Source organism: Paenarthrobacter sp. TA1.8 (assembly GCF_048595705.1).
In the GTDB taxonomy this organism is placed as follows: domain Bacteria; phylum Actinomycetota; class Actinomycetes; order Actinomycetales; family Micrococcaceae; genus Arthrobacter; species Arthrobacter nitroguajacolicus.
Genome location: NZ_CP184287.1, coordinates 3747464 through 3767641 on the forward strand (window position 1 = coordinate 3747464; position 20178 = coordinate 3767641).

The 20178-nt window shown below is 60.4% G+C and carries 17 protein-coding genes and 1 pseudogene; 9 read left to right on the forward strand and 9 right to left on the reverse strand.

The annotated features are described in order from the left end of the window. Positions 1-119: 119 nt before the first annotated feature. Positions 120-428, reverse strand: coding sequence for a DUF6966 domain-containing protein (locus ACNAOT_RS17410; RefSeq protein ID WP_420178728.1), 309 nt, complete (start codon positions 426-428; stop codon positions 120-122). A 66-nt stretch (positions 429-494) separates the two neighbouring features. Between ACNAOT_RS17410 and ACNAOT_RS17415 the strand changes: the two genes are divergently transcribed. After that, a complete protein-coding gene (locus tag ACNAOT_RS17415; RefSeq protein ID WP_420178729.1) occupies positions 495-878 on the forward strand; it encodes a hypothetical protein in 384 nt (127 codons plus the stop codon). Between the two features lie 19 nt (positions 879-897). Here the strand turns inward: ACNAOT_RS17415 and ACNAOT_RS17420 are convergent, their stop codons facing one another. From ACNAOT_RS17420 to pdhA, 7 genes are all read right to left on the reverse strand, one after another. Continuing rightward, positions 898-3513 carry an AMP-binding protein gene (locus ACNAOT_RS17420; RefSeq protein WP_420178730.1) on the reverse strand — a complete coding sequence of 872 codons (2616 nt, stop codon included), beginning with the start codon at positions 3511-3513 and terminating at the stop codon, positions 898-900. 69 nt (positions 3514-3582) lie between these two features. Next, positions 3583-4749: an ABC transporter ATP-binding protein gene (locus ACNAOT_RS17425; RefSeq protein WP_420178731.1), complete on the reverse strand. Its 1167-nt coding sequence runs from the start codon at positions 4747-4749 to the stop codon at positions 3583-3585. Beyond that, complete coding sequence (locus tag ACNAOT_RS17430; protein ID WP_420178732.1) at positions 4746-6344, reverse strand: ABC transporter permease; 1599 nt, start codon at positions 6342-6344, stop codon at positions 4746-4748. The genes ACNAOT_RS17425 and ACNAOT_RS17430 overlap by 4 nt, the downstream gene beginning before the upstream one ends. 4 nt (positions 6345-6348) lie before the next feature. Continuing rightward, positions 6349-7398, reverse strand: coding sequence for an iron ABC transporter substrate-binding protein (locus tag ACNAOT_RS17435; protein ID WP_420178733.1), 1050 nt, complete (start codon positions 7396-7398; stop codon positions 6349-6351). Between the two features lie 431 nt (positions 7399-7829). After that, positions 7830-9317: a dihydrolipoamide acetyltransferase family protein gene (locus tag ACNAOT_RS17440; RefSeq protein ID WP_420178734.1), complete on the reverse strand. Its 1488-nt coding sequence runs from the start codon at positions 9315-9317 to the stop codon at positions 7830-7832. 2 nt (positions 9318-9319) lie between these two features. Next, positions 9320-10408, reverse strand: coding sequence for an alpha-ketoacid dehydrogenase subunit beta (locus ACNAOT_RS17445; protein ID WP_141281448.1), 1089 nt, complete (start codon positions 10406-10408; stop codon positions 9320-9322). Next, positions 10405-11619 carry a pyruvate dehydrogenase (acetyl-transferring) E1 component subunit alpha gene (gene pdhA / locus ACNAOT_RS17450; protein ID WP_420178735.1) on the reverse strand — a complete coding sequence of 405 codons (1215 nt, stop codon included), beginning with the start codon at positions 11617-11619 and terminating at the stop codon, positions 10405-10407. The genes ACNAOT_RS17445 and pdhA overlap by 4 nt, the downstream gene beginning before the upstream one ends. A gap of 171 nt (positions 11620-11790) precedes the next feature. Here pdhA and ACNAOT_RS17455 point away from each other — a divergent pair, with 171 nt between their 5' ends. The 4 genes and pseudogenes from ACNAOT_RS17455 to ACNAOT_RS17470 all read left to right on the forward strand — a co-directional run bounded on the left by ACNAOT_RS17455 (position 11791) and on the right by ACNAOT_RS17470 (position 15795). Next, the gene (locus ACNAOT_RS17455) at positions 11791-12255 is read left to right on the forward strand and encodes an Lrp/AsnC family transcriptional regulator (RefSeq protein WP_014922530.1); all 465 of its coding nucleotides are present in this window, start codon (positions 11791-11793) and stop codon (positions 12253-12255) included. Further along, positions 12252-12800 (forward strand): YdcF family protein, encoded by a 549-nt coding sequence (locus ACNAOT_RS17460; protein ID WP_420178736.1) that lies wholly within the window; start codon positions 12252-12254, stop codon positions 12798-12800. The genes ACNAOT_RS17455 and ACNAOT_RS17460 overlap by 4 nt, the downstream gene beginning before the upstream one ends. 98 nt (positions 12801-12898) lie before the next feature. Continuing rightward, positions 12899-14039, forward strand: a pseudogene (gene wecB / locus ACNAOT_RS17465) (non-hydrolyzing UDP-N-acetylglucosamine 2-epimerase). A gap of 202 nt (positions 14040-14241) precedes the next feature. After that, entirely contained in the window at positions 14242-15795 is a 1554-nt protein-coding gene (locus ACNAOT_RS17470) for a polysaccharide biosynthesis tyrosine autokinase (RefSeq protein WP_420178737.1), read from the forward strand. Between the two features lie 152 nt (positions 15796-15947). On the opposite strand, the gene ACNAOT_RS17475 is transcribed toward ACNAOT_RS17470, so the two are convergent. After that, positions 15948-16085 (reverse strand): hypothetical protein, encoded by a 138-nt coding sequence (locus ACNAOT_RS17475; RefSeq protein ID WP_420181221.1) that lies wholly within the window; start codon positions 16083-16085, stop codon positions 15948-15950. Here ACNAOT_RS17475 and ACNAOT_RS17480 point away from each other — a divergent pair. From ACNAOT_RS17480 to ACNAOT_RS17495, 4 genes are all read left to right on the forward strand, one after another. Beyond that, complete coding sequence (locus tag ACNAOT_RS17480) at positions 16039-17154, forward strand: lipopolysaccharide biosynthesis protein (RefSeq protein WP_420181189.1); 1116 nt, start codon at positions 16039-16041, stop codon at positions 17152-17154. The two genes, ACNAOT_RS17475 and ACNAOT_RS17480, sit on opposite strands and share 47 nt — an antisense overlap. Positions 17155-17298: 144 nt before the next feature. Continuing rightward, positions 17299-17850, forward strand: coding sequence for a WcaF family extracellular polysaccharide biosynthesis acetyltransferase (locus ACNAOT_RS17485; protein WP_420178738.1), 552 nt, complete (start codon positions 17299-17301; stop codon positions 17848-17850). Further along, positions 17847-18983, forward strand: coding sequence for a glycosyltransferase (locus ACNAOT_RS17490; protein WP_420178739.1), 1137 nt, complete (start codon positions 17847-17849; stop codon positions 18981-18983). Before ACNAOT_RS17485 ends, ACNAOT_RS17490 begins: the two co-directional genes overlap by 4 nt. After that, positions 18980-20131 carry a glycosyltransferase family 4 protein gene (locus tag ACNAOT_RS17495; RefSeq protein ID WP_420178740.1) on the forward strand — a complete coding sequence of 384 codons (1152 nt, stop codon included), beginning with the start codon at positions 18980-18982 and terminating at the stop codon, positions 20129-20131. Before ACNAOT_RS17490 ends, ACNAOT_RS17495 begins: the two co-directional genes overlap by 4 nt. The last annotated feature ends 47 nt before the right edge of the window (positions 20132-20178 follow it).

Sequence of the window (20178 nt, forward strand, 5' to 3'; positions counted from 1 at the left end):
CCACCGGTCCTGAGATTAAGACAACGACGCCGGAGGTGAGGTTGAAATCCAACCTGACCTCCGGCGTCGTTATTGTCATGTGAAGAGACGGCTACCGCCGCTTATCCGCCGTCGCTAGTTCAGCTCGGGCTTGGGAAAAACAGCGTCCGTCCACGGCGCAGGGCTCTCGCCAACTGATCAACAGCGCGCGCCGACTCGGCCGTTCCGACGTCAGAGAAGGATCCGTTCCCGCCGTACAACGAGAGTGCAACGGCCGCCGCCGAGCGGAGAGCATGAGCGTCCGTGACGTCAATGAACTGCTTGTCGAGCCAATCGGCGGTGTGCTGGCGCTGCACATCGTGCTCGAGTCGTGCGACTGACCGCACTTCGGCGATTGCGGACGTGATCTCAGCACGGACGGCGTCTACGGTTCGTTGGTGGTTCCCCATGGAGCCAGACTACGGAGGCATCCAAGGTAAAAGCGCTCGGCACAACATCCGGATAGGATTCGTGTGATGTTCAGCCAAGACAAGAAGTTCCGCAGGCCCGACGGAACCCCCTATGACCCCAGCAGCTTTAACGTGCGCCAGTACGAGGAGCAGTACGGCCCCGGCGGTGTGCCGGAGGGGTACTCCATGGACGCCATCACGCCCGTTCAGAGCCCTGGACTCATCACAGCTCTGGCGGTGTTCCTCACGCTCATCTCCGTGGGCATGCTCGCGCTGAGTTTCGTCGTTATAGCGTCCGGCGGTGAGCTTAAGGTGATCCTGCTTGCATGCGGGGTGGGCGTCGGCGGGCTGGTGATGTCCGTGTACGCGTTCCGGCTCGCGGCAAAACGACGGCGCTGGTTGCGGGAGCAGCGCGCCAAGGCCGCACACACGCAGTCGCCCAGAGGCTGAACAACGGACGAGGCAAGTTTCACAACCTAATTCTCCGGTCATTACGCCGAGCAGCACTGCGGGCCCGAAGCCACCGTTCGGCGTTGCCCATCGCGCGGGTTGCCAACGCCCAGTACGCCACTCCTGCCGCCAGGGATGCCGCCACAGCCAAGCCTTTGCTGAACTCGTCGAAATACGGATACACCAGCCAGTGGGTGACGTAGATGTAGAGGGATGAACTGGCGAGCAGCGCCGTGATGCGAGGAAGGCCGCGGGGAACGGGCAGGGTGGGGACCCACAGCAGAATGAGGAAACCAACCAGGATGGTGGCGCTACGGTATTCGTCTGGGAAGGATCCGGGAATCGTCAACAGGGCCAGGGCCGTCATGGCAGCTCGTTGCCACCATCGCCGGGATACCGCCGCGGCCCATCCGAAGGCGAAGAGCCACAGTACAGGCCCCTGACCGGGGTAGGGAAGTTGAACGACATCAAAGCGCTGCAAAAGATCAATACCAGCCAGGACCAGCGGAAAGCCCCAGGGCCACCTGCGCAGCGCCCTATCAACGCCAGGAATGACCAAGAGGATCGCCAAGCCGAGCATGATGTGGACCAGCACCTCAACGAACCAAAAACGCGACAGGTCAGTCCACCCTGGCGGGCCCACCAAGGAATTCAGTAAGAAGACGTTGTGCCAGCGATAGTCGTCGGTGACGACGAACGCGAGGCCGATCACTGCGATGCTGGGCACCACTATCCGCGCGACAGCCCGCAATTGCCGTCTAAGCCGCTCGCGCCTGGACCCCGTGAGCTGGAAACGCGCAAAGTTGTAGCCGGCCAAGGCCATGAGCACGTGCGCGGTGCCTTCCCAAGAGAAAAAGTCGATGTGCGTGGCCACGATGAAAACGATGGCCACAGCACGGAGAACGATCCCTGTTTCCATGCTCGCGAACAGCTTGCTTTGCCACTTCTGCACGGCACGGCCAACCGAGCCCGGAGCTCCCGCTTTCCCCAAGTCTCCCGACGGTGCTGAGTCCGGCGCGGGAACGAGCTCACAGATGGGCATCGTGTGCCATCCTTGTGGAATCCGGCCAAGAACCTTCTCCAGCCGCACCGACACCGCTACATAAGATAGCGAGTCTCCACCCAGGGAAACGAAACTGTCCGTGACAGCAATATCCTGGCGCTCCAACGCGTCTGCGAAGATTCTCTGCACGGAATCCGTCGTCGCGGGCGAATTGTCGTCGTCGGCGTGGAGAACGTCTTCCGGCTGGGCCGGCTCCGCACGGACGGACAGCGCCAGGATAGCGGGGTAGTCAGGTTTCCCGTTGGCCAGCCGCGGAATGGACGGTACAGAGTAAAGTTCGACGGCGGCACGCGGCACCCGCAGGTCCTGCGCCAATGTTTTGGCCGCCAAGGCGAAGTCACGGTCCCCTTCCACTGCCGCAACCACCATCTCATCCGAGCCGGCAGCGGCGGCACTAAGACCAAGGTCTCCAAGGAGCCGCTCTACTTGTCCCAGATCAATCCGGAGCCCTGCGATTTTGACGAACCTGCTGCGCCGGCCAACGATCTCATAGAGGCCGCCCGGGCCTTGACGAGCAAGGTCGCCGGTACGGAGCTCCGTAACTTCCCGGCCGAGAGCCAGATCCTCGGGTCGCTCCGCATAGCCCAGCATGACGTTGGGGCCGCTGAATACGAGTTCGCTGGCATCGAGCCCCGGAACGGGTTCAAGCCGGAACGCTCCGCCTGGTACTGGAATTCCGATTGCATGCGGGTGGACTACCGCCTGGTCGGGCGGCAAGTAGGCCATCCGGGCTGTCGCCTCCGTCTGCCCGTACATGACAAAAAGGTCCCAGCCACGTTTTTGGCCCAGTTCAGCGAATGAACGGACCTTTTCCGGGGCCAGTCGGCCTCCTGCCTGGGTGATGTAGCGCAGGCTCGGAAAGTCCATGTGCTCGAAGCCCACCCGGTCAAGAAGATCGAAGGTGTAGGGCACGGCGGCGAACGACGTCACGTGCCGGGACCGGACCAGTTCCCAAAAACAAGGGTCCACCACCGACAGGTCTGTCAGTGCGATCGAGGCACCCACCAGCATGTGGCTGTTGACCACGCTCATCCCGTAGCAGTATGAGAGGGGAAGCGTGGTGGCTGCGGTGTCACTTGGACGCAGGTGCAAGTATTCGGCGATAGCGGCCGCGTTGGCCTGAACGGAGGCACCGGAGAGACGAACAAGTTTTGGCGATCCGGTGGAACCGGAAGTGCTGACCAAGAGTGCCAGCTCAGGGTGTAAATCGTGCCGGGTCACATCCCTCCGGACATCCAGGACACAATCGCCCTGCGCTGAACGGGCAACAATGTCCGGGTCATAGGCGGCAATGAGCTTTTCGGAGGCATGGCCGCCACCCGGGGGCAAGATCAGCACTGGATGTCCGGATGCCAGCGCGGCGAGATAGACGGTAAGCGACGACAGGGTGTTCTCGGCCTCAAGGGCAATCAGGCATCGGGCAGGACCGAACGAGCGCGCCATGGCCTCGACGCGGCGGGCAAGTTCGAGGTAGCTGACTGAGCGTTCCCCGATACTGATGGCGGTACGGTCTCCGAACGCGGCCAGATTGGCGGCGAACGAAACTCCGGCCAAATCCGGCTGAATAGTCACATCCGAAATTGAACAAGGTAAAGCTAACCTAACTCAACTGGATAATGCCCCGTGCCCCGAATATGACAGCTAAGCGCTCACCGGGAACGCTACGCCCTCCCCAACCACCCGAAGGCAAAGCTCCGTTCCAGGTTTGGTGATGGATGCATTCCAATGCCTGATGGTGATGACTTCGCCGCCGCCAGGGTAGCGGTGTCCATAGCCGGAGCTTCCTCCGTCGGGAGCAGCATAAGCACCGAGTTTGATGCGCACGGTGGTTTCCGGGCCGAAGTAGTCGGTGTCCACGACGACGCCACGGATAGGGCCATCCGGGGCGATGCGGATTTGTTCCGGCCGCAGCATGAGTTGGACCTTGCCTTGTGCGGGCGGGCGCCTGACGGGGATACCGCCCAGCGAGCAAGTAGCCAGCGAGCCTTCCATCCACGCGTCCAGAATGACCGCCTCCCCCAGAAACTCCGCGGTGGCACGGTCCACGGGACGAGTGTAAACGACAAAAGGGTTGCCAATTTGGGCCAGCGTTCCATCACGCATGATGGCCACCTGATCCGCGAAGGACAACGCCTCGGCTTGATCGTGGGTAACCAGGATGGTGGTCACACCTGCTTCGTTCAGAACCTTGGCCACGGCCCTCCGCGTGGCGACGCGAAGCCCGGCATCGAGGGCGGAGAACGGCTCATCGAGGAGCATCAATTCGGGCTCCCGAGCCAGGGCACGTGCCAATGCAACCCTTTGTTGCTGACCGCCTGACAACTGGTGGGGGCGGCGCTTTGCCATGGACGCATCGAGCGAAACCATCGCGAGCAATTCCTCAACGCGTGCCCGCACGCCCCGCCGACCGCCGTCGAGCTTTCCAACGTCCAGACCGAAAGAGATGTTCTGCCCCACCGAAAGATGCGGGAAAAGGGCGCCGTCTTGGGCGACGTAGCCTACGTGCCGCTTGTGCGCGGGGACCCGGACCCCGTTTCCGGCAACCAAGGTTCCGTTGAGACTGATCGCGCCCTTGGTGGGATGTTCGAAACCGGCGATGAGCCTGAGCAACGTGGTCTTGCCCGAGCCTGACGGACCCACAATGGCCGTGGTGCCACCCTTGGCTACGGAAAGGTCTACGCCCTTTATCACTGTCTGCGCACCAAAATTTTTGGTGACACCGGCAATGTCCAGATGATTGTCCGTTGTTGGTGCAACAGTGGGCGCAACGCGCGGAGCCGCGAAGCCCGGGGAGGAATGAGTAGTCACTGTCCGGCCACTTTCTTGGACTGTTGGAAGAGGAGGTACGTCATGGGGGCCGAGAGCAGGATCATCAGCAGCGCATAGGGTGCCGCGCCGGTGTAGTCGATTTCGCTGCTCTTGCTCCAGAACTCTGTTGCGAGCGTTCGGGTGCCGTTGGGTGCGAGCAGGAGCGTGGCCGTGAGTTCATTGACGATGGCGAGGAAAACCAGGGCCGCTCCCCCGGCAGCGGCCGGGGCGGTGAGCCGCAGGGTGACTTTGAAGAATGACACCAGTGGAGCCTTACCCAGGGACTGGGCGGCCTCGTCGAGCTCCTTGGGCGCTTGGGCAAGACCGGAACGGAGGTTCACCAGGGCCCGCGGTACGAAAAGCAGCACGTAGGCAGCGATCAGGACGCCCGCGGTTTGGTAGACACCCGGAATGGCGCGGATGCTGACGGTGACGAACGCAAGGCCCACCACGATCCCGGGCATCGAGCTGGTCACGTAGTTGGAAAGCTCGAGCATTTTGCTGAACCAGCTAGGGTGCCGGACAGCCAGGTATGCCATGGGGAAGGCCACCACCGTGGTGACTGCGGCGCCCACTGCCCCGTACATGAGGGTTTGCAGGAGCGCCGGGACGAACTCGTCCGCTGCCCAAACCTCCGGCCCTCCAGCTACGGTCCAACGCAACACGAACCACACAGGAAGCCCGAACGCCAGGACGGTCAGGCTCAACAACCCCAGTTGCGCCGGCGCTTGATAGTGTCCGAGCGGAATTCGGGTGGCTTTGGCTTGGGCGCCGGAACCTATGCGTGCGTAGCGGGCGGTGCCGCGGCTCTTCACCTCGGCGAGCAACAGAATGAGGCAGAGGAACACCAACACGCTGGCCAACATATTGCCTGCCGTGCCGTTGAACGTCGACTGAAACTGGACCATGATCGCGGTAGTGAAGGTATCGAAACGGATCATGGCAAAGGCTCCATACTCCGCCAGGAGATGCAACGCCACCAGCAAAGCCCCGCCGGTCATCGCAATACGAAGTTGCGGCAGCACCACTCGGAAAAACACGGCCCACGGACCAAAGCCCATGGAGGCTGCCGATTGTTCGATAGCCGGGTCAAGCCTGCCAAGAGTAGCCGCTGCCGGGATGTAGACGAGCGGGAAATAAGACAACGTGGCGATCAGCACGCCGGACCAGATTCCCTCCAACGAAGGAACCGCAGACACCCATGAGTAGCTGTTCACAAACGCAGGGATCGCCAAAGGTGCTGCCAAGGCGACGGCCCACCAGCGGTGACCGCGGAGGTTGGTCCGTTCCACCAGCCAAGCGCCTCCAACCCCCAGCACCAGGCACAGCGGAACAGTCAAAACCATCAGCATGATCGTGTTCAGCAGCAGCTCGCCGACCCGCGGACGGACAATCAATTCGACGGCGGTGTCCCAACCTGTCGCTGCTGTCATATAGACGACATAGCCCAACGGCACCAATGAAAACAGTGCAATCAGCACAGCCAGCAAGGACACAGTGGAAACGCCGAAAGGCGGGCGGGGGCGCTTGCCCCCACCCGCCGTCGTCGTGCTTTCCGGTCTCTGAGAGCCGGGAGCCGAAAGTCGGACGCTCACTGAATTACAGCAGTCCTGCCTTGGTCATCAGATCGGTGACCTTGGTGGAATTCAGTTTCGCCGGGTCAACGGCAGGTGCCTGCAGATCCTTGATGGGAACCAGCTTCTGGTTCGCATCAACCTGCGACGCGATGGCGTACTCGAACGACGTACCGTTCTTGAGGATCTCCTGGCCCTGCTTGCCCGTGATGAACTTCAGGAATGCCTGGGCGTCGGCCGCCTTCTTGGAAGACTTCAGGACACCGCCGCCCGAGATGGAGAGGAATGCTCCCGGATCCTGGTTCTTGAAGTAGTACGGCGTGACGTTCTTGGAGTTCTCGCCGGTCTTGGCCTGATCGCCGTAATAGTAATAGTGGTAGATCAGTGCAGCATCGACTTCTCCGGCGTTGACAGCCTTCATGGCGGTGCCGTTGCCCTTGTAAGCCTTGAAGTTTTCCTTCATGCCCTTGAGCCAGGCTTCAGTAGCGGCCTCGCCCTTGAGTTCGAGCAGGGCGGCAACGATGGCCTGATAGTCAGCGCCGGTGGGCGAGGCAGCCCACTTGCCCTTCCATTCGGGGTTGGCCAGATCAAGCATGGACTTAGGCAGCTTGTCTTCGCTGATCTTGTTCTTGTCGTAGACCAGAACAGTGGAGCGAGCCGCAATGCCGGTCCACTTACCCGTGGAGGGGCGGAACTCTGCCGGGACCTGATCGGTTGTTGCCTTGTCGACATCAGCGAAGAGGCCTGCGTTTTCAACCTGCGCCATTGCGGGTGAGTTCTCAGTGAGGAAAACGTCGGCCGGGGAAGCTGCGCCCTCTTGGACGATCTGGTTGGACATCTCAGTGTCCGAGCCTTGGCGAAGGGTGACCTTGATGCCGGTCTCCTTGGTGAAGGCGTCGATCCATTCCTTGGTCAGGCTCTCGTGCTGGGCGTTGTACACCGTGATGCCATCGCCTGAAGCAGCGGATTCGGAGGCAGCGGGCGCAGTGCCGGCGTTGGAGCCACAGGCCGCGAGGCCGAGGGCTGCGGTGGCGGCGAGGGCGATTCCAGCCAGCGCGTTCTTGCGGAACTTCATGGGGGGCTACTTTCTTGGGGAAGAAAAGGATGTTGGGACTATCTCCTTCTAGAACTTTAGGTTAGCCAAGCCTAAGCTTCCAATCCTGAGCGGTTTGCCCGGCTTGAGTCAGGGCGATTGTTACGACGGCACTGGCGAATGACGCTACCCGAGGGACGTGAGCGAGCGACCCACCCAAACCCTCGGGACATGAGCGAGCGTCCCGCCCAAACCCTCGGGACATGAGCGAGCGTCCCGCCCAAACCCTAGGGACGTGAGCGAGCGTCCCGCCCAAACCCTAGGGACGTGAGCGAGCGACCCACTCAAGCCCTCGGGACGTGAGAGAGGGACCCGTTCAAGCCCGAGGGACATGAGCGAGCGTCCCGCTCAAGCCCGAGGGATGTGCGCCAGCGTCCGGCTCAAGCCCTAGGGATGTGAGCGAGCGTCGGGGGTTACATGTCTGCGAGCGCGCCGCCGGGGTTCTCGATTGCGTCGGCGACGTACCTGAGGAAGCCGGCAGCGGTTTCGCCGTCGCACACCCGGTGGTCGAAGGCCAGGGTCAGCTCGGTGACCTTGCGGACGGCCAGCTCACCGTTGACCACCCAGGGCTTGTCGATGATGCGGCCCACCCCGAGCATCGCAACTTCGGGGTAGTTGATGATCGCGGCCGAGCCATCCACACCGAACACACCGTAGTTGTTCAGCGTGAAAGTGCCGGAGCCCAGTTCGGTGGGGGTCGCCTTTCCGTCACGGGCGACGGCGGTGAGTCGGCGGATCTCTGCGTCCAGTTCGCGGGCACTCAGCTCATGCGCGTTCCGGACGGACGGGACAACGAGTCCGCGGTCGGTCTGGGCAGCGAAGCCGAGGTTGATGCCGTCGAAGCCAACGATTTCCTGCGAGCCATCCGAAGCAGTCTCAAAGCGCGTGTTCAGGGCCGGGTACTTTTTTAACCCAGCCGTGACAAAACGGGCGATGAAGGCCAGCAGGCCGGGGGTATCGTGCGGTGCGCGCTTCTTGAGCTCGGCCCGCATTTCCAGCAGTGCCGTTGCATCGACGTCCACCCAAACGGTGGCTTCCGGAATCTCCGAGCGGCTGCGGGTCATGTTCGCGGCGACGGCCTTGCGGACCCCACGGACAGGCGTCCGCGCGGAGACGGCCAAACCAGTCCGGCTGTCAACGGCACCAGCATCAGCAGAAGCGGGAGCAGCAACACCAGAAACAGCAGCAACGCGAGGAGCAGGAACAGCAGCAGGTGCCTCCGGCGCAGAAATAGCCGCCTCCACATCCTTGCGCATGATCAACCCGCTGGCACCCGAGCCCTCAATCGCGTCGAGGGAAACACCGTGGTCGCGCGCCATCTTGCGGACCAGCGGCGAGATGACAGCACTGAGCTTGCCGGGGATGCGCGTCCCAGCCACAGCCGGCTCCATCACCGGCTCGGCAACGGCAACCGGAGCAGAAACAGAATCAGCAGAAATACTCGCCTTCCGTGGGCGGGTCCGGCCACCGGTCGCTCCCCCGGGCGTTCCGTAGCCAATCAGCACGTTGCCCGAGCCGGCCTTCTCCTCGGTCCGGTACGTCTCGGCGGCAGCTTCCACGGCCGGCGAAGCGTCAAGACCCGAGGACACCGGCGAAGGATCCACAGAACCAGCAGGAACAGGAGGAGCGGCAGCGGGCGAACCCGTAGAAGAACCAGCGCGAGCAATGGAGATCAGCGGCTTGCCGACGTCGAGCGTTTGACCGGCCTCACCGTGCAGCTCGGCAACGGTGCCGGCGTAAGGCGAGGGCACCTCAACCATGGACTTGGCGGTCTCAACCTCGGCGATGGGCTGGTCAACCACAATCTCGTCGCCCACGGCAACGAGCCAGTTAACGAGTTCGGCCTCGGTGAGGCCCTCCCCCAGGTCGGGCAGTTTGAAGACCTGCATATCTGAGCTCATGGTCAGTCCTCCCATTGAAGGTCGTCGACGGCGTCGAGGATGCGGTCGACGCTTGGCAGGTAGTAGTGCTCCAGCTTGGGAGACGGGAACGGGACGTCGAAGCCGGTCACGCGGAGGATCGGCGCGGCGAGGTAGTGGAACGCGCGTTCCTGGACGCGGGCCACGATCTCGGATGACACGGACGCAAATCCGTGGGCTTCGGCGATCACGACGGCGCGTCCCGTCTTGCGTACGGACGCGCAGACGGTTTCGTCGTCGAAGGGGACGAGAGTGCGGACGTCGATGACTTCCAGCGATCGGCCTTCTTCGGCGGCGGCTGCGGCAGCCGCAAGCGCGGTGGGGACAGACGGGCCGTAGGCGATGAGCGTCGCGTCCGTGCCGGGACGGGCAACAGCTGCGCGGCCCTCGGTGGAGGTGCCGGCGTCGTGCTCTGCTCGCAGGGCGCCCAAGTCCACCTGGTCCTTGGACCAGTAGAGCTTCTTGGGTTCCATGAACATGACGGGGTCATCGGAGTCGATGGCTTCGCGGAGCATGCGGTAGCCGTCGGCCACGGTGGCCGGGGTGTAGACCTTCAGGCCAGCGGTGTGGGCGTAGTAGGACTCGGAGGAGTCGCAGTGGTGTTCTACTCCCCCGATGCCGCCGGCGTAGGGAACACGGATGACCATGGGCATTTTGAGCTTGCCCTTGGTGCGGTTGTGCATTTTGGCTACGTGGCTGACGATCTGTTCGAAGGCCGGGTAGGCGAAGGCATCGAACTGCATTTCGATGACGGGCCGCATGCCGTTGATGGCCATACCCACGGCCATGCCGACGATGCCGGATTCAGCGAGCGGGGTGTCGAAGCAGCGTTGTTCGCCGAATTCGGCCATGAGGCCGTCGGTGATGCGGAAGACGCCGCCCAACATGCCCACGTCCTCGCCGAATACCAGGACAGAGGAGTCGGCGCGCATTGCGTCGGCCATGGCGGTGTTGAGTGCTTTGGCCATGGTGAGGCTCTGCGGGCCGGTGGCTTCGGCAGTGGCCGCGGCGGAAGCGGCGGCGCTGGCGGTGGCTGCGCTGACGTTGCCGTTGGCAGTAGTGGTGACGGTCATTTTGCGCTCTCCGATCCGGTGTTGGCGCTTTCAGCGCGGGCGAGTTCGCTGGCCAGCAGTTCGGACTGCTCTTTCAGCTGCGGGGTTTGCTTGGCGAAGACGTACTTGAAGAGGTCCAGCGGCTGCACTGGAACGTCCTCCCCCAGGCCTTCGCGGAGCTGAGTGGCCACAGCCTCGGCATGCGAAGCGATGCGCTCGGAAGCGGAATCGTCCAGCAGGCCCTTGTCCGTAAGGTACGACTTCATGCGTGCCAGCGGATCCTTGGCCTGCCATTCGGCAACTTCACTGTCCGGACGGTAGCGGGTGGCGTCGTCGGCGTTGGTGTGTGCCTGCATGCGGTACGTGTGTGCCTCGATCAGCAGCGGCCCGGATCCTTCGCGGGCCAGCTTCACGGCCCGGTCCATCACGGCGAGCAGTGCCACGAGGTCGTTGCCGTCAACGCGTTCACCGGCCATGCCGTAGCCAACAGCCTTGTGGGCCAACGACGGCGCCACGGACTGGTGGCTGAGCGGTACGGAGATGGCGTACTTGTTGTTCTGCACGAAGAAGATGACGGGCAGGTGGAACACGGCGGCGAAGTTCAGTGCCTCGTGGAAGTCGCCTTCGCTGGTGGCGCCGTCGCCGCACATGGCCATCACTACGGTGTTCTCACCGCGCAGCTTGGCAGCGTGGGCAACACCCACGGCGTGCAGCAGCTGGGTGGTCAGCGGGGTGCACTGGATGCCGACGTTGTGCTCTTTGGGGTCGTACCCGCCGTGCCAGTCGCCGCGGAAGATGGTCATCACCTCAACGGGGTCCACCCCGCGGGTCATGACGGCGACGGCGTCACGGTAGGTGGGGAACAGCCAGTCACCTTCGCTGAGGCACATGGCAGCTGCAACCTGGCAGGCTTCCTGGCCGTGGCTTGAGGGGTAGACGGCCATGCGGCCCTGCCGGACGAGCGCAGAGTTCTGGTCGTTGACGCGACGTCCGACGACGAGCTGCTCATAGGCGGCCATCAGTTCAGCGTCGCTGGGCGTGGGGTACTCGTGGCCGGGTTCGGTGCCTTGCTCGTCATGGGAGCGGAGGGTGCCGTCCGGGTTCACCATTTGGATCTGGTGCCGGGCGGGGAGCATGTAGTCCTCAACGCTGATGCCGAATTTTGTCCGAACGTCAGCAGCTTGGTCCTCTACAGCCGTTTCCGGCGCAGAGTGGTCTGCGTGGATCGTCATTGGTCCGTCCTTCTCTAGCCACTATGTGCTTCCAGTATGTTCCCCGGCTCTGTTTCGTATCCAGCTTTCCGCCGAATCATGGAAGCCCTTGCCTAAACTGGGTATTCTGAAAGACGAATTGCAATTGTGAGCTGGGTAACGTACCTGTGCTGTGGACGAATTGGAGAGCCAGTGAGCGAAGCCGAGGCGGAGCAGACCGCCGTACCGCTGGACAGTGTGGACCGGGACATCATCCGCGAGCTGACCACCGACGGGCGCATGTCCATCACGCAGGTGGCGGAGAACGTCCACATCAGCCGCGCCCACGCGTACACCCGGATCGCCCGGCTCACGGGCGAGGGCGTGCTGACCAAGTTCACGGCGCTGGTGGATCCCATCAAGGCGGGCCTTCGGTCTTCGGCTTACGTGACGTTGAAAGTTCAGCAACATTCGTGGCGCGAACTTAAGGAACAGCTACGGGCCATCCCGGAGATCCACCACATTGCTTTGGTGGGCGGCGACTTCGACGTCATCCTCCTGGTCCGTGCCACAGACAACATCCACCTCCGCCGCGTCATCTTCGATCAATTGCAATCCATGGACGGCATCCTGGACACCCAAACCTTCCTGGTGTTCGAGGACGTAGATACCCGGTGACGTTCAAGAGAAAGCTCGCCTGGACGCTGGTGGCTTGCGTCCTGGCGGGTGTCCTGTGGCTCACCGCTGCTTTCCAGCTCTTTAATAACCCGACCCACGCCACTCCCCAGCGGACCGACGCGATTGTGGTCCTCGGCGGCATGAGCACCGAACGACTCCCGGTGGGCCTCGCCTTGCGGGACCAGTTAGGGATCCGCGACTTGGTGGTTGTCACCACCGGTCTGCCGGCCAACGCCGCTTCGGATGAGTTTTGCGAAGAGCACGACGGCGTCACCCACCTTGACTGCTTCCGTCCCGATCCGCTGAACACCAGAGGCGAGGCCGCCCAACTCCGCGATCTGGCCGCGGAACGAGGATGGACGTCGGTGACCGTGGTGACCTCCGACTATCACGTTCAACGAGCCGGCACCCTGATGAAGCAGTGCATCGCCGCCGACGTGCAGATGGTTGGTACCGAGCCGCAGCTCTCCCCCGCTGGCTGGGCGTGGCGATTCGTTGTGGAAACGGGCGGGCTGTTGGATGTGTGGTTGCGGCCTGAGTGCTAAGTGTTCTGCGCAATTCTTGGGTGTTCTGAACGATTGGGATTGCACAAGTTTCGAATGCCCCCTTGGGCCGGTCATTTGGGCAAGACGGGCACACCATCATGCCTATTTCTGGGACCCGGCCGGAAGCCATCAAAATGGCCCCTATTGTGCGCGCGTTGATGGAGTCGGACCTCTTCGAGTGCGTTGTCGCGGTTACCGGACAGCACCGCGAAATGCTGATCGGGTCAACGAACTGTTCGGCATTACTCCGGATCACGACCTCAACATTCTCCGGCCCGGCCAATCTGTCACGGACATCATGACCCGCGCCATGAGCGGGCTCGATACCTTGTTTGCTGCCTCCAAGCCGGACGCGGTGATCGTCTAGGACGACACCACTACCTCCACTACCGGGGCTATCACCGCTTTATACCACGGCATTCCAGTGATCCGCGTAGAAGCCGGGCATCGCAGCGGCAACCTGCTTTCCCCCTTCCCGGAAAAGGCGAATCGCAAGACCACCAGCCAGATCGTTTCTCCTGCACTTGGCGCCGACGAGCACCAGCCGGGCAAACCTGTTGACCGAAGGTGTGGCGGCCGAGAACATCGTGGTGACGGGCAGCTCCGTTAGTGATGCGCTTCTGACCATAGTTGAGAAGCAGGTCACGTTCTCCGACCTTCAGCTTGAGTCGCTCGCAGGCAGTGGTCTACGCATACTTCTGGTGACTACTCACCGCCGAGAAAACGAGGGGATGCCGTGCGCGGAGTTGGCCGGGCCCTCGCGCGCATCGCCGCCGCCTAGCCGGGCCTAGTCATCGTTCTTTCCGCGCACAAGAACCCCGTGGTCCGCGAATCCGTGCTTCCCGCTTTGGAGGGGGAGTCGAACGTTTTGGTCACCGAGCCTTTGGCTTACGGCGAGTTCACACGGATGCTGTCACTGGCTCACATCGTCCTGACTGACTCGGGCGGAGTCAAGGAAGAAGCACCCAGCTTGGGCAAGCATTTGCTGGTGATGCGGGACAACGCCGAACGCCCCGAAGCAGTAGAAGCCGGCACCGTGGCGCTGATCGGCACGGACGAGGAGCGGATCGTGGCGGAGGTGAGCCGGCTGCTCACGAAGAGTTGCACTTCGAGGCCACGGCGAATGCCGTGAATCCGTATGGTGAGGGGCTGGCGGCGGAGCGCACGATCGCGGCTATTGCGGAGCTGCTGGGTGTGGGGCGCAGGGTGGAGGAGTTCGGGATGGAGCGGGCTGTTTAAACGCAAGGCATGCCAGGACGCACAACTGTTGCGATAAGACCGCATATGGGTGCAGTTACTTCGCGTTATCGGTGCACATAATCAAGACGCAGGTTCATGTCAAACTGATTTTTTGTGAGACGAACGCAGAGCGTTAAGGACGTGTCGAGTGGCCTCAACGGCTACAATTGCCATATTCGCACACAGATTGCCGTCTGGTGGCATGCCCGCGGCAGGTCCCAGAGACCAATTCAGGGGGATCGGCTTGGAAATACACGACTACTTGCGCATTTTGCGTCGCAACTGGGTTCTGATTGTGGCAATCACCATGGCGGGGCTCCTTACAGGGGCTGGGGCTTCCGTTCTCGTGAAGCCTACATATACGGCCGAGACTCAGCTCTTCGTTGCAATTCAGAACTCCGGATCTGCTCAGGAGTTGCAACAGGGAAACACATTCAGCCAAGCTCGTGTGCAGTCCTACGTAAAGACAGTCACCACTCCTATCGTGCTCCAGCCCGTCATTGATGCGCTCGGTTTATCGACGACAGCAGAGCAGCTTGGCAGCCGTGTTAAGGCATCCACGGACCTTAACACGGTCATGATCAACATCGCAGTCTCGGACAATTCACCAGTTCAAGCAGCCGCACTGGCTCAAGCAGTAGCGGACAGCCTAGTCAAAGCCGTTGACCAGCTCGAAAGGCCCAAGTCTGGGGGAACTTCTCCCGTGGGACTTTCAGTCATAACACCAGCCTCGGTTCCCACATCCCCGTCGGCACCAAATACCCGATTGAACCTCATCGTGGGCTTGCTGTGTGGGCTTGGGCTTGGCCTAGGTGCTGCGGTGTTGCGCGCCACCTCCGACAGCCGCATCCGCGGCGAGGTAGACCTCAAAGCCGCCACCAGCCTGCCACTCTTGGGTGGTATCGCTTACTACAAAGATGCGCAGTCGTCTCCTTTGCTGACGCAGGAATCGTCGCAAAGCCAGCGAGCAGAGTCCTTTCGACAGCTTCGAACGAACCTTCAGTTCGCGAACTTGTCAGGACAAGCCAAAGTCATTCTGGTGACGTCGTCCTTGCCGGGCGAGGGAAAGAGCACAACCGCAACCAACCTAGCGATCTCTCTCGCCGAAACAGGTCAATCCGTATGCCTAGTGGACGCTGACTTGAGGCGGCCTATGGTCAGCGAGTACATGGGACTGGAGCGCGGTGCCGGGCTCACGACTGCCCTCGTTGGCCAGGCGCACATCAGCGACCTGCTACAGCCGTGGGGTGATGGGGGCCTCTACGTTCTAGCGTCTGGGCAAATTCCGCCCAATCCCAGTGAGCTTCTGGGATCAAATGAAATGGGACGGCTTCTCGCGGGGCTTCAAGAAATGTTCGATACTGTGATCATTGACGCTCCCCCTCTTCTGCCAGTGACAGACGCGGCAGTCCTTGCTCAGCACGTCAGCGGCGTTGTAATCGTTGTGGGCTGCGGTCGCACACGCCAACAGGAACTCACGAAGTCTCTGGCCGCCTTGGAACTAGTAGACGCAAAAGTTCTTGGCTTTGTCCTTAATAGGATGCCGGTCAAGGGTCCCGACGCCTACGCCTACGGTGGCTACAACTATGCGTCGAAATCGACCGATGCTTCCGACAATGTGAAGATGGACCGGCCGCGAAAGTCTGTCGGTCCAAACGCCGGGAACAGCCAAGAAACGGACTCCTCGGAGTTTGACCAACTCATCCTCCGATCGACAGCTGGCAGGGATTCACGCCGTTGGATCGACAAATCTTGATCTAAGTAGCTGTACAGTTACCGGCCCAGCCAGATCACTCATCAGGCAACCACGTCGGCTCGACGGTGGCACGTTTTGTTCTCCTGCTGTTTGAACTTTCGTGTCTCCCCTTTTCTGCGAAGCCTGCCATCTACGATCCTCACACGAAAGACCTAACCAAACATGCGCAGCGGATTCGCAAGCCAGGTCTCCTGGCTTTCTTTGGGCAGAATCTTTGCTTCGCTGGTCCAGGCGGCCGGATTGGTGCTCCTGGCACGAAGCTCCTCGCCCGAAACCGTTGGCATCGTCATGGTGTTCATTGCATTTTCGACAGTCCCTCAGGTAGTTTTCGATGCCGGAATTTCTACCTATGTAATCCGCGAACGAGCGCTGCAGAAAGACAGTGGAAGCGTTCCAGTCGCTCTGGCGCATGGATCACGACTGGCCATAGCATTGGCGGCTCTGACCCTGGTCGGCCTGCTACTTTTGGGATCGCTAGTAGATTCCACGTACTGGCTCATGTTGCCGCTATCTGTTTGGATAGCTTCAGAACGCAATGCGGACCTTTGGCTGGGACTTCTTGTCGCGGACGGAGACGCGGAACGTAATGTCCTGATACTCGTCGCACGTAGGCTAATGACTGTGCTCGTTTTCGAACTCTTCATCTTGCTGAGGATGGATCCGATTCTGGGATTCTCGACAGGAATGATGCTGTCTGCGGTTCTTGGCATCGTCCTCACGCGAGGGTACATACGTCCAAGCCTCGGATGTGTGGAACCCATTGGATTCCAAGAACTCCTGCACCGAACTCGTCACTTTTGGATGAATTCAGTATTTGCTCAAGCAAGAAATCTTGATGCCATCCTGGTGTCGAGTCTCTCTGGGCCTGTCCAAGCTGGCTTCTACTCGATGGGTACCCGTTTGATAAACCCCTTGAGGATACTTCCGGACTCTTTGGCTGGGGTCATGCTCCCTGCCGCCTCCCGAGGCGTCTATCGAGCAGCTGACTTCCGCAAGAAGATCTTCATAGTTCTCGGTGGAACGACCATTTTGTTCATATTGATTGCGCTGGCCTGCCCCATAGCCATTCCCCTGTTCCTTGGGCAGGCTTATCAATCCATGGTCCCGACTGTGCAAGTGATAGTCCTCGGGCTAGCTTTTGGATCTGTCGCTTCCATCTTCAACGCCCTGCTAATGGCAAGGGGCCACGAACATGCAGTCGCCGTAACAACCGGACTTACTACAGTTCTATGCATATTGGGTGTAATACTCGGCGCGTTCGCTGCACAGGCGCTAGGAGCCGCCCTAGGTGCAGCGCTTTCTTTCGTGATTCAGGCAGCAATCGTCGTCGGCCTCGGACGCCGTCATCGGCTTGTCTAGTAGAGATGGCAGGATAGTGGTTACCGGTGGTTGCAGCATTTCGCTCACAAGAAGGCTACAGTCCCGCCAGTGCAGCCAACCTTTGCATGGCGCGTCAACGTTAACGGTCCCCGGTACAACATTCGACACAGATTGGTACTACTCGTGAAATCTTCTACACGAAATCTGGCGGGATTTACAGGAGCGGGCTATGATAAGGGCCGCCCAAAAGCCATCCAAGCACTTTGGCTTTTAGCATCAACTCTTCTCTGTGACCGCATCTGGTGCCCGCCTAAACTGCGGGTAGCGATACTCCGACTATTTGGCGCATCCATAGGCGATAATGTTCTAATTCGGCACAATGTACGAATTCACTGGCCTTGGAAGCTTAGCGTCGGCAATAATGTATGGATCGGCGTTGATGCCTGGCTGCTAAATCTTGAAAAGATAACGATTGGTTCTGATGTTTGTATATCTCAGGGAGCCTTTTTGTGCACCGGGAGCCATGATGCAAACTCGCCTACATTCGAATTTGACAATGCGGAGATCGTATTAGACGACGGCGTCTGGATCGCAGCCAAGGCCACCGTGTTGAGGGGCGTAACCATTGGAGCCAACGCCGTTGTAGGGGCAACCGCGCTGGTTCACAAGGACGTGCCGGAAAACATGCGTGTGCTCGCAGCACCGGCAACGACGTCGGTGAGGCGGATGAGATGAAAATACTCCAGATTTGTACATTGATCACGCCTGATGCAGCCTACGGAGGGCCAGTCCGTGTGGCTGTCAATCAATCGAAGGCACTCATCGATGCGGGGCACGAAGTGACGTTGCTCGCTGGGGCAAGTGGCTTCGGCCGGACTCTGCCAACGGAATATGATGGCGTCCCCGTCAAGTTATTTAGGGCGCGGCAGGCTATACCCAAGACCGGTTTTGCTGGCCTCGTCTCCCCCGGACTGTTCACCAATTTACTAAAGCGGCCAAAGCCGGATGTGGTTCACGTTCACCTAGCCCGTGATCTGATTACGCTTCCTGCTGCCGTATGGGCTCGTGCTGGAAAAGTGCCGTATGTCCTACAAACACACGGAATGATCGACCCTTCGGGCAATCCATTGTCGGTTCCGTTGGACAGATGCTTAACGCGACCTTCACTGGCTGGAGCGGATAAAGTCTTTTACCTGACTGATGTTGAGAAGCTTGGCTTGCAGCAAGTCTCTCGCGGCAAGGTCAGCCTTGAAAAGCTTGTAAACGGCGTACCCCTCCCGTCCGTGGAATCTCAGAGCTCAGCCAGCGTCGAGGTCCTCTATCTGGCGCGTTTGCATTCCCGAAAGCGCCCTCTAGCATTTGTCGCCATGGCAAGTGCCCTGTCGGCCAAGCATCCAAGCGCAACGTTCAGGCTTGTCGGCCCAGATGAAGGCGAGGGTAAGGCGTGCGCCTCCGCCATCCAAACTGCTTCCAGAAGTGATGCCCTGTCATGGGAAGGGCCGATCGCACCGGAACGCGCCCTCGATCGCCTTTCTCGCGCAAGCATCTATGTCCTCCCCTCCATCAACGAGCCATTCCCAATGTCCGTCCTGGAAGCTATGTCTTTGGGAAAGCCAGTCGTCATTACTGATAGCTGCGGGTTGGCAGAGTCAGTCCGCGAGGCTGAAGCAGGGTTGGTTGTTGATGACTCTCAAGACGCCCTAGAGGCCGCTGTCGACACGATCTTGGCCGACCATGACTTGAGACGGCGAATGGGCCGGAATGCCTATCGTCTAGCCCAGGACAGGTTTGGCATGAAGCCAGTCGTGGACGCTCTTGTCAGTACCTACGAAAATGCCCTCCGCACAAGGACCTTGGATATCGAATGAGCACACCCACATACAAATTGGTAATCGTTCAGCCTTATGTTCCGGCCTACAGGTTGGCTTTTTTTGAAAAGCTGATATCTTCTCTCTCGACTTATGGAATCGACTGCCGTGTGGCAGCCTCGGATCCTGACCATGAGCAAAGCAAGCGAGGCGATGCCACGAAACCCAGCTGGGTCATACCAGTGCGACAGAGGCGGATAAAGGTTGGCAGCCGGAGCATCAACCTCGGAGGATCTCGCAAGGCTTGGTCAGCGGCGGATGCAGTGATTGTCGGCCTGGTCGGTTCCTCCTTGGACACGTACTTGGCGTTGATGGATAGCAGGTTCCGAAGACTCAAGATTGGTCTTTGGGGTCATGTAAAGCCCTATGTAAGCCCCGGGAACCGTCTAGATCTCTGGCTTGAGCGATTGCAAATGAAATTAGCCGACGAGATCTTCGCGTACACAAAAGGTGGCCGTGATTTCGCCGAGGCGGGAGGAATCGCCAGCGACAAAATTACAACCGTCATGAATGCAGTCGACACAGGTGCGCTGGAAGACGCAGTACTCTCAACCTCTGAAGAGGAGGCTGCTTCTTTCTCGGCTCTGCACAGTGTTGACCCGAGCAAGACACTGGCCTTCGTAGGCGGCTTGGACTCCAGCAAGCGCATCGAATTTCTCGCAGAATCGCTCGAAAGGATTTGGGAGCTAGACCCCAGCGTAAAATTCCTAATCGGGGGTCTCGGCCCAGATTCGCATCACCTGGCCCCCGCTGTCGCCAGAGGCCAAGCCATCACGCTCGGCTACGTGGACGCAAAGCAAATGGCCCTCTTGGCGCGCAGCGTAAAGGGAATCGTCATGCCGGGCCGAATCGGCCTCGTGGCAGTGGATGCCTTGGTTTTGGGCCTCCCCGTGATCACTACGGATTGGGCATTCCACGCGCCGGAGTCCGAATATCTCACTGAGGGATCGACCCGTTTCACGAGCCCAGACTCACCGGAAGCATACGCAGACGCCGTTGTGAGCTTCATAGCCCAGCCGGCAGTTGATCGCGTCGAAACACCTTGGTTCCCCACGATCGACGACATGGTGGCAAATTTCACAACAGGAATACTTCGGATGCTCAAAGTCGCCGAACGGGACTATGGGTCATTTGCCGACACAAAGTAAACCTCAGACACAGGCTTGTGTGCACATAACGGCACGGGAACTGCGCG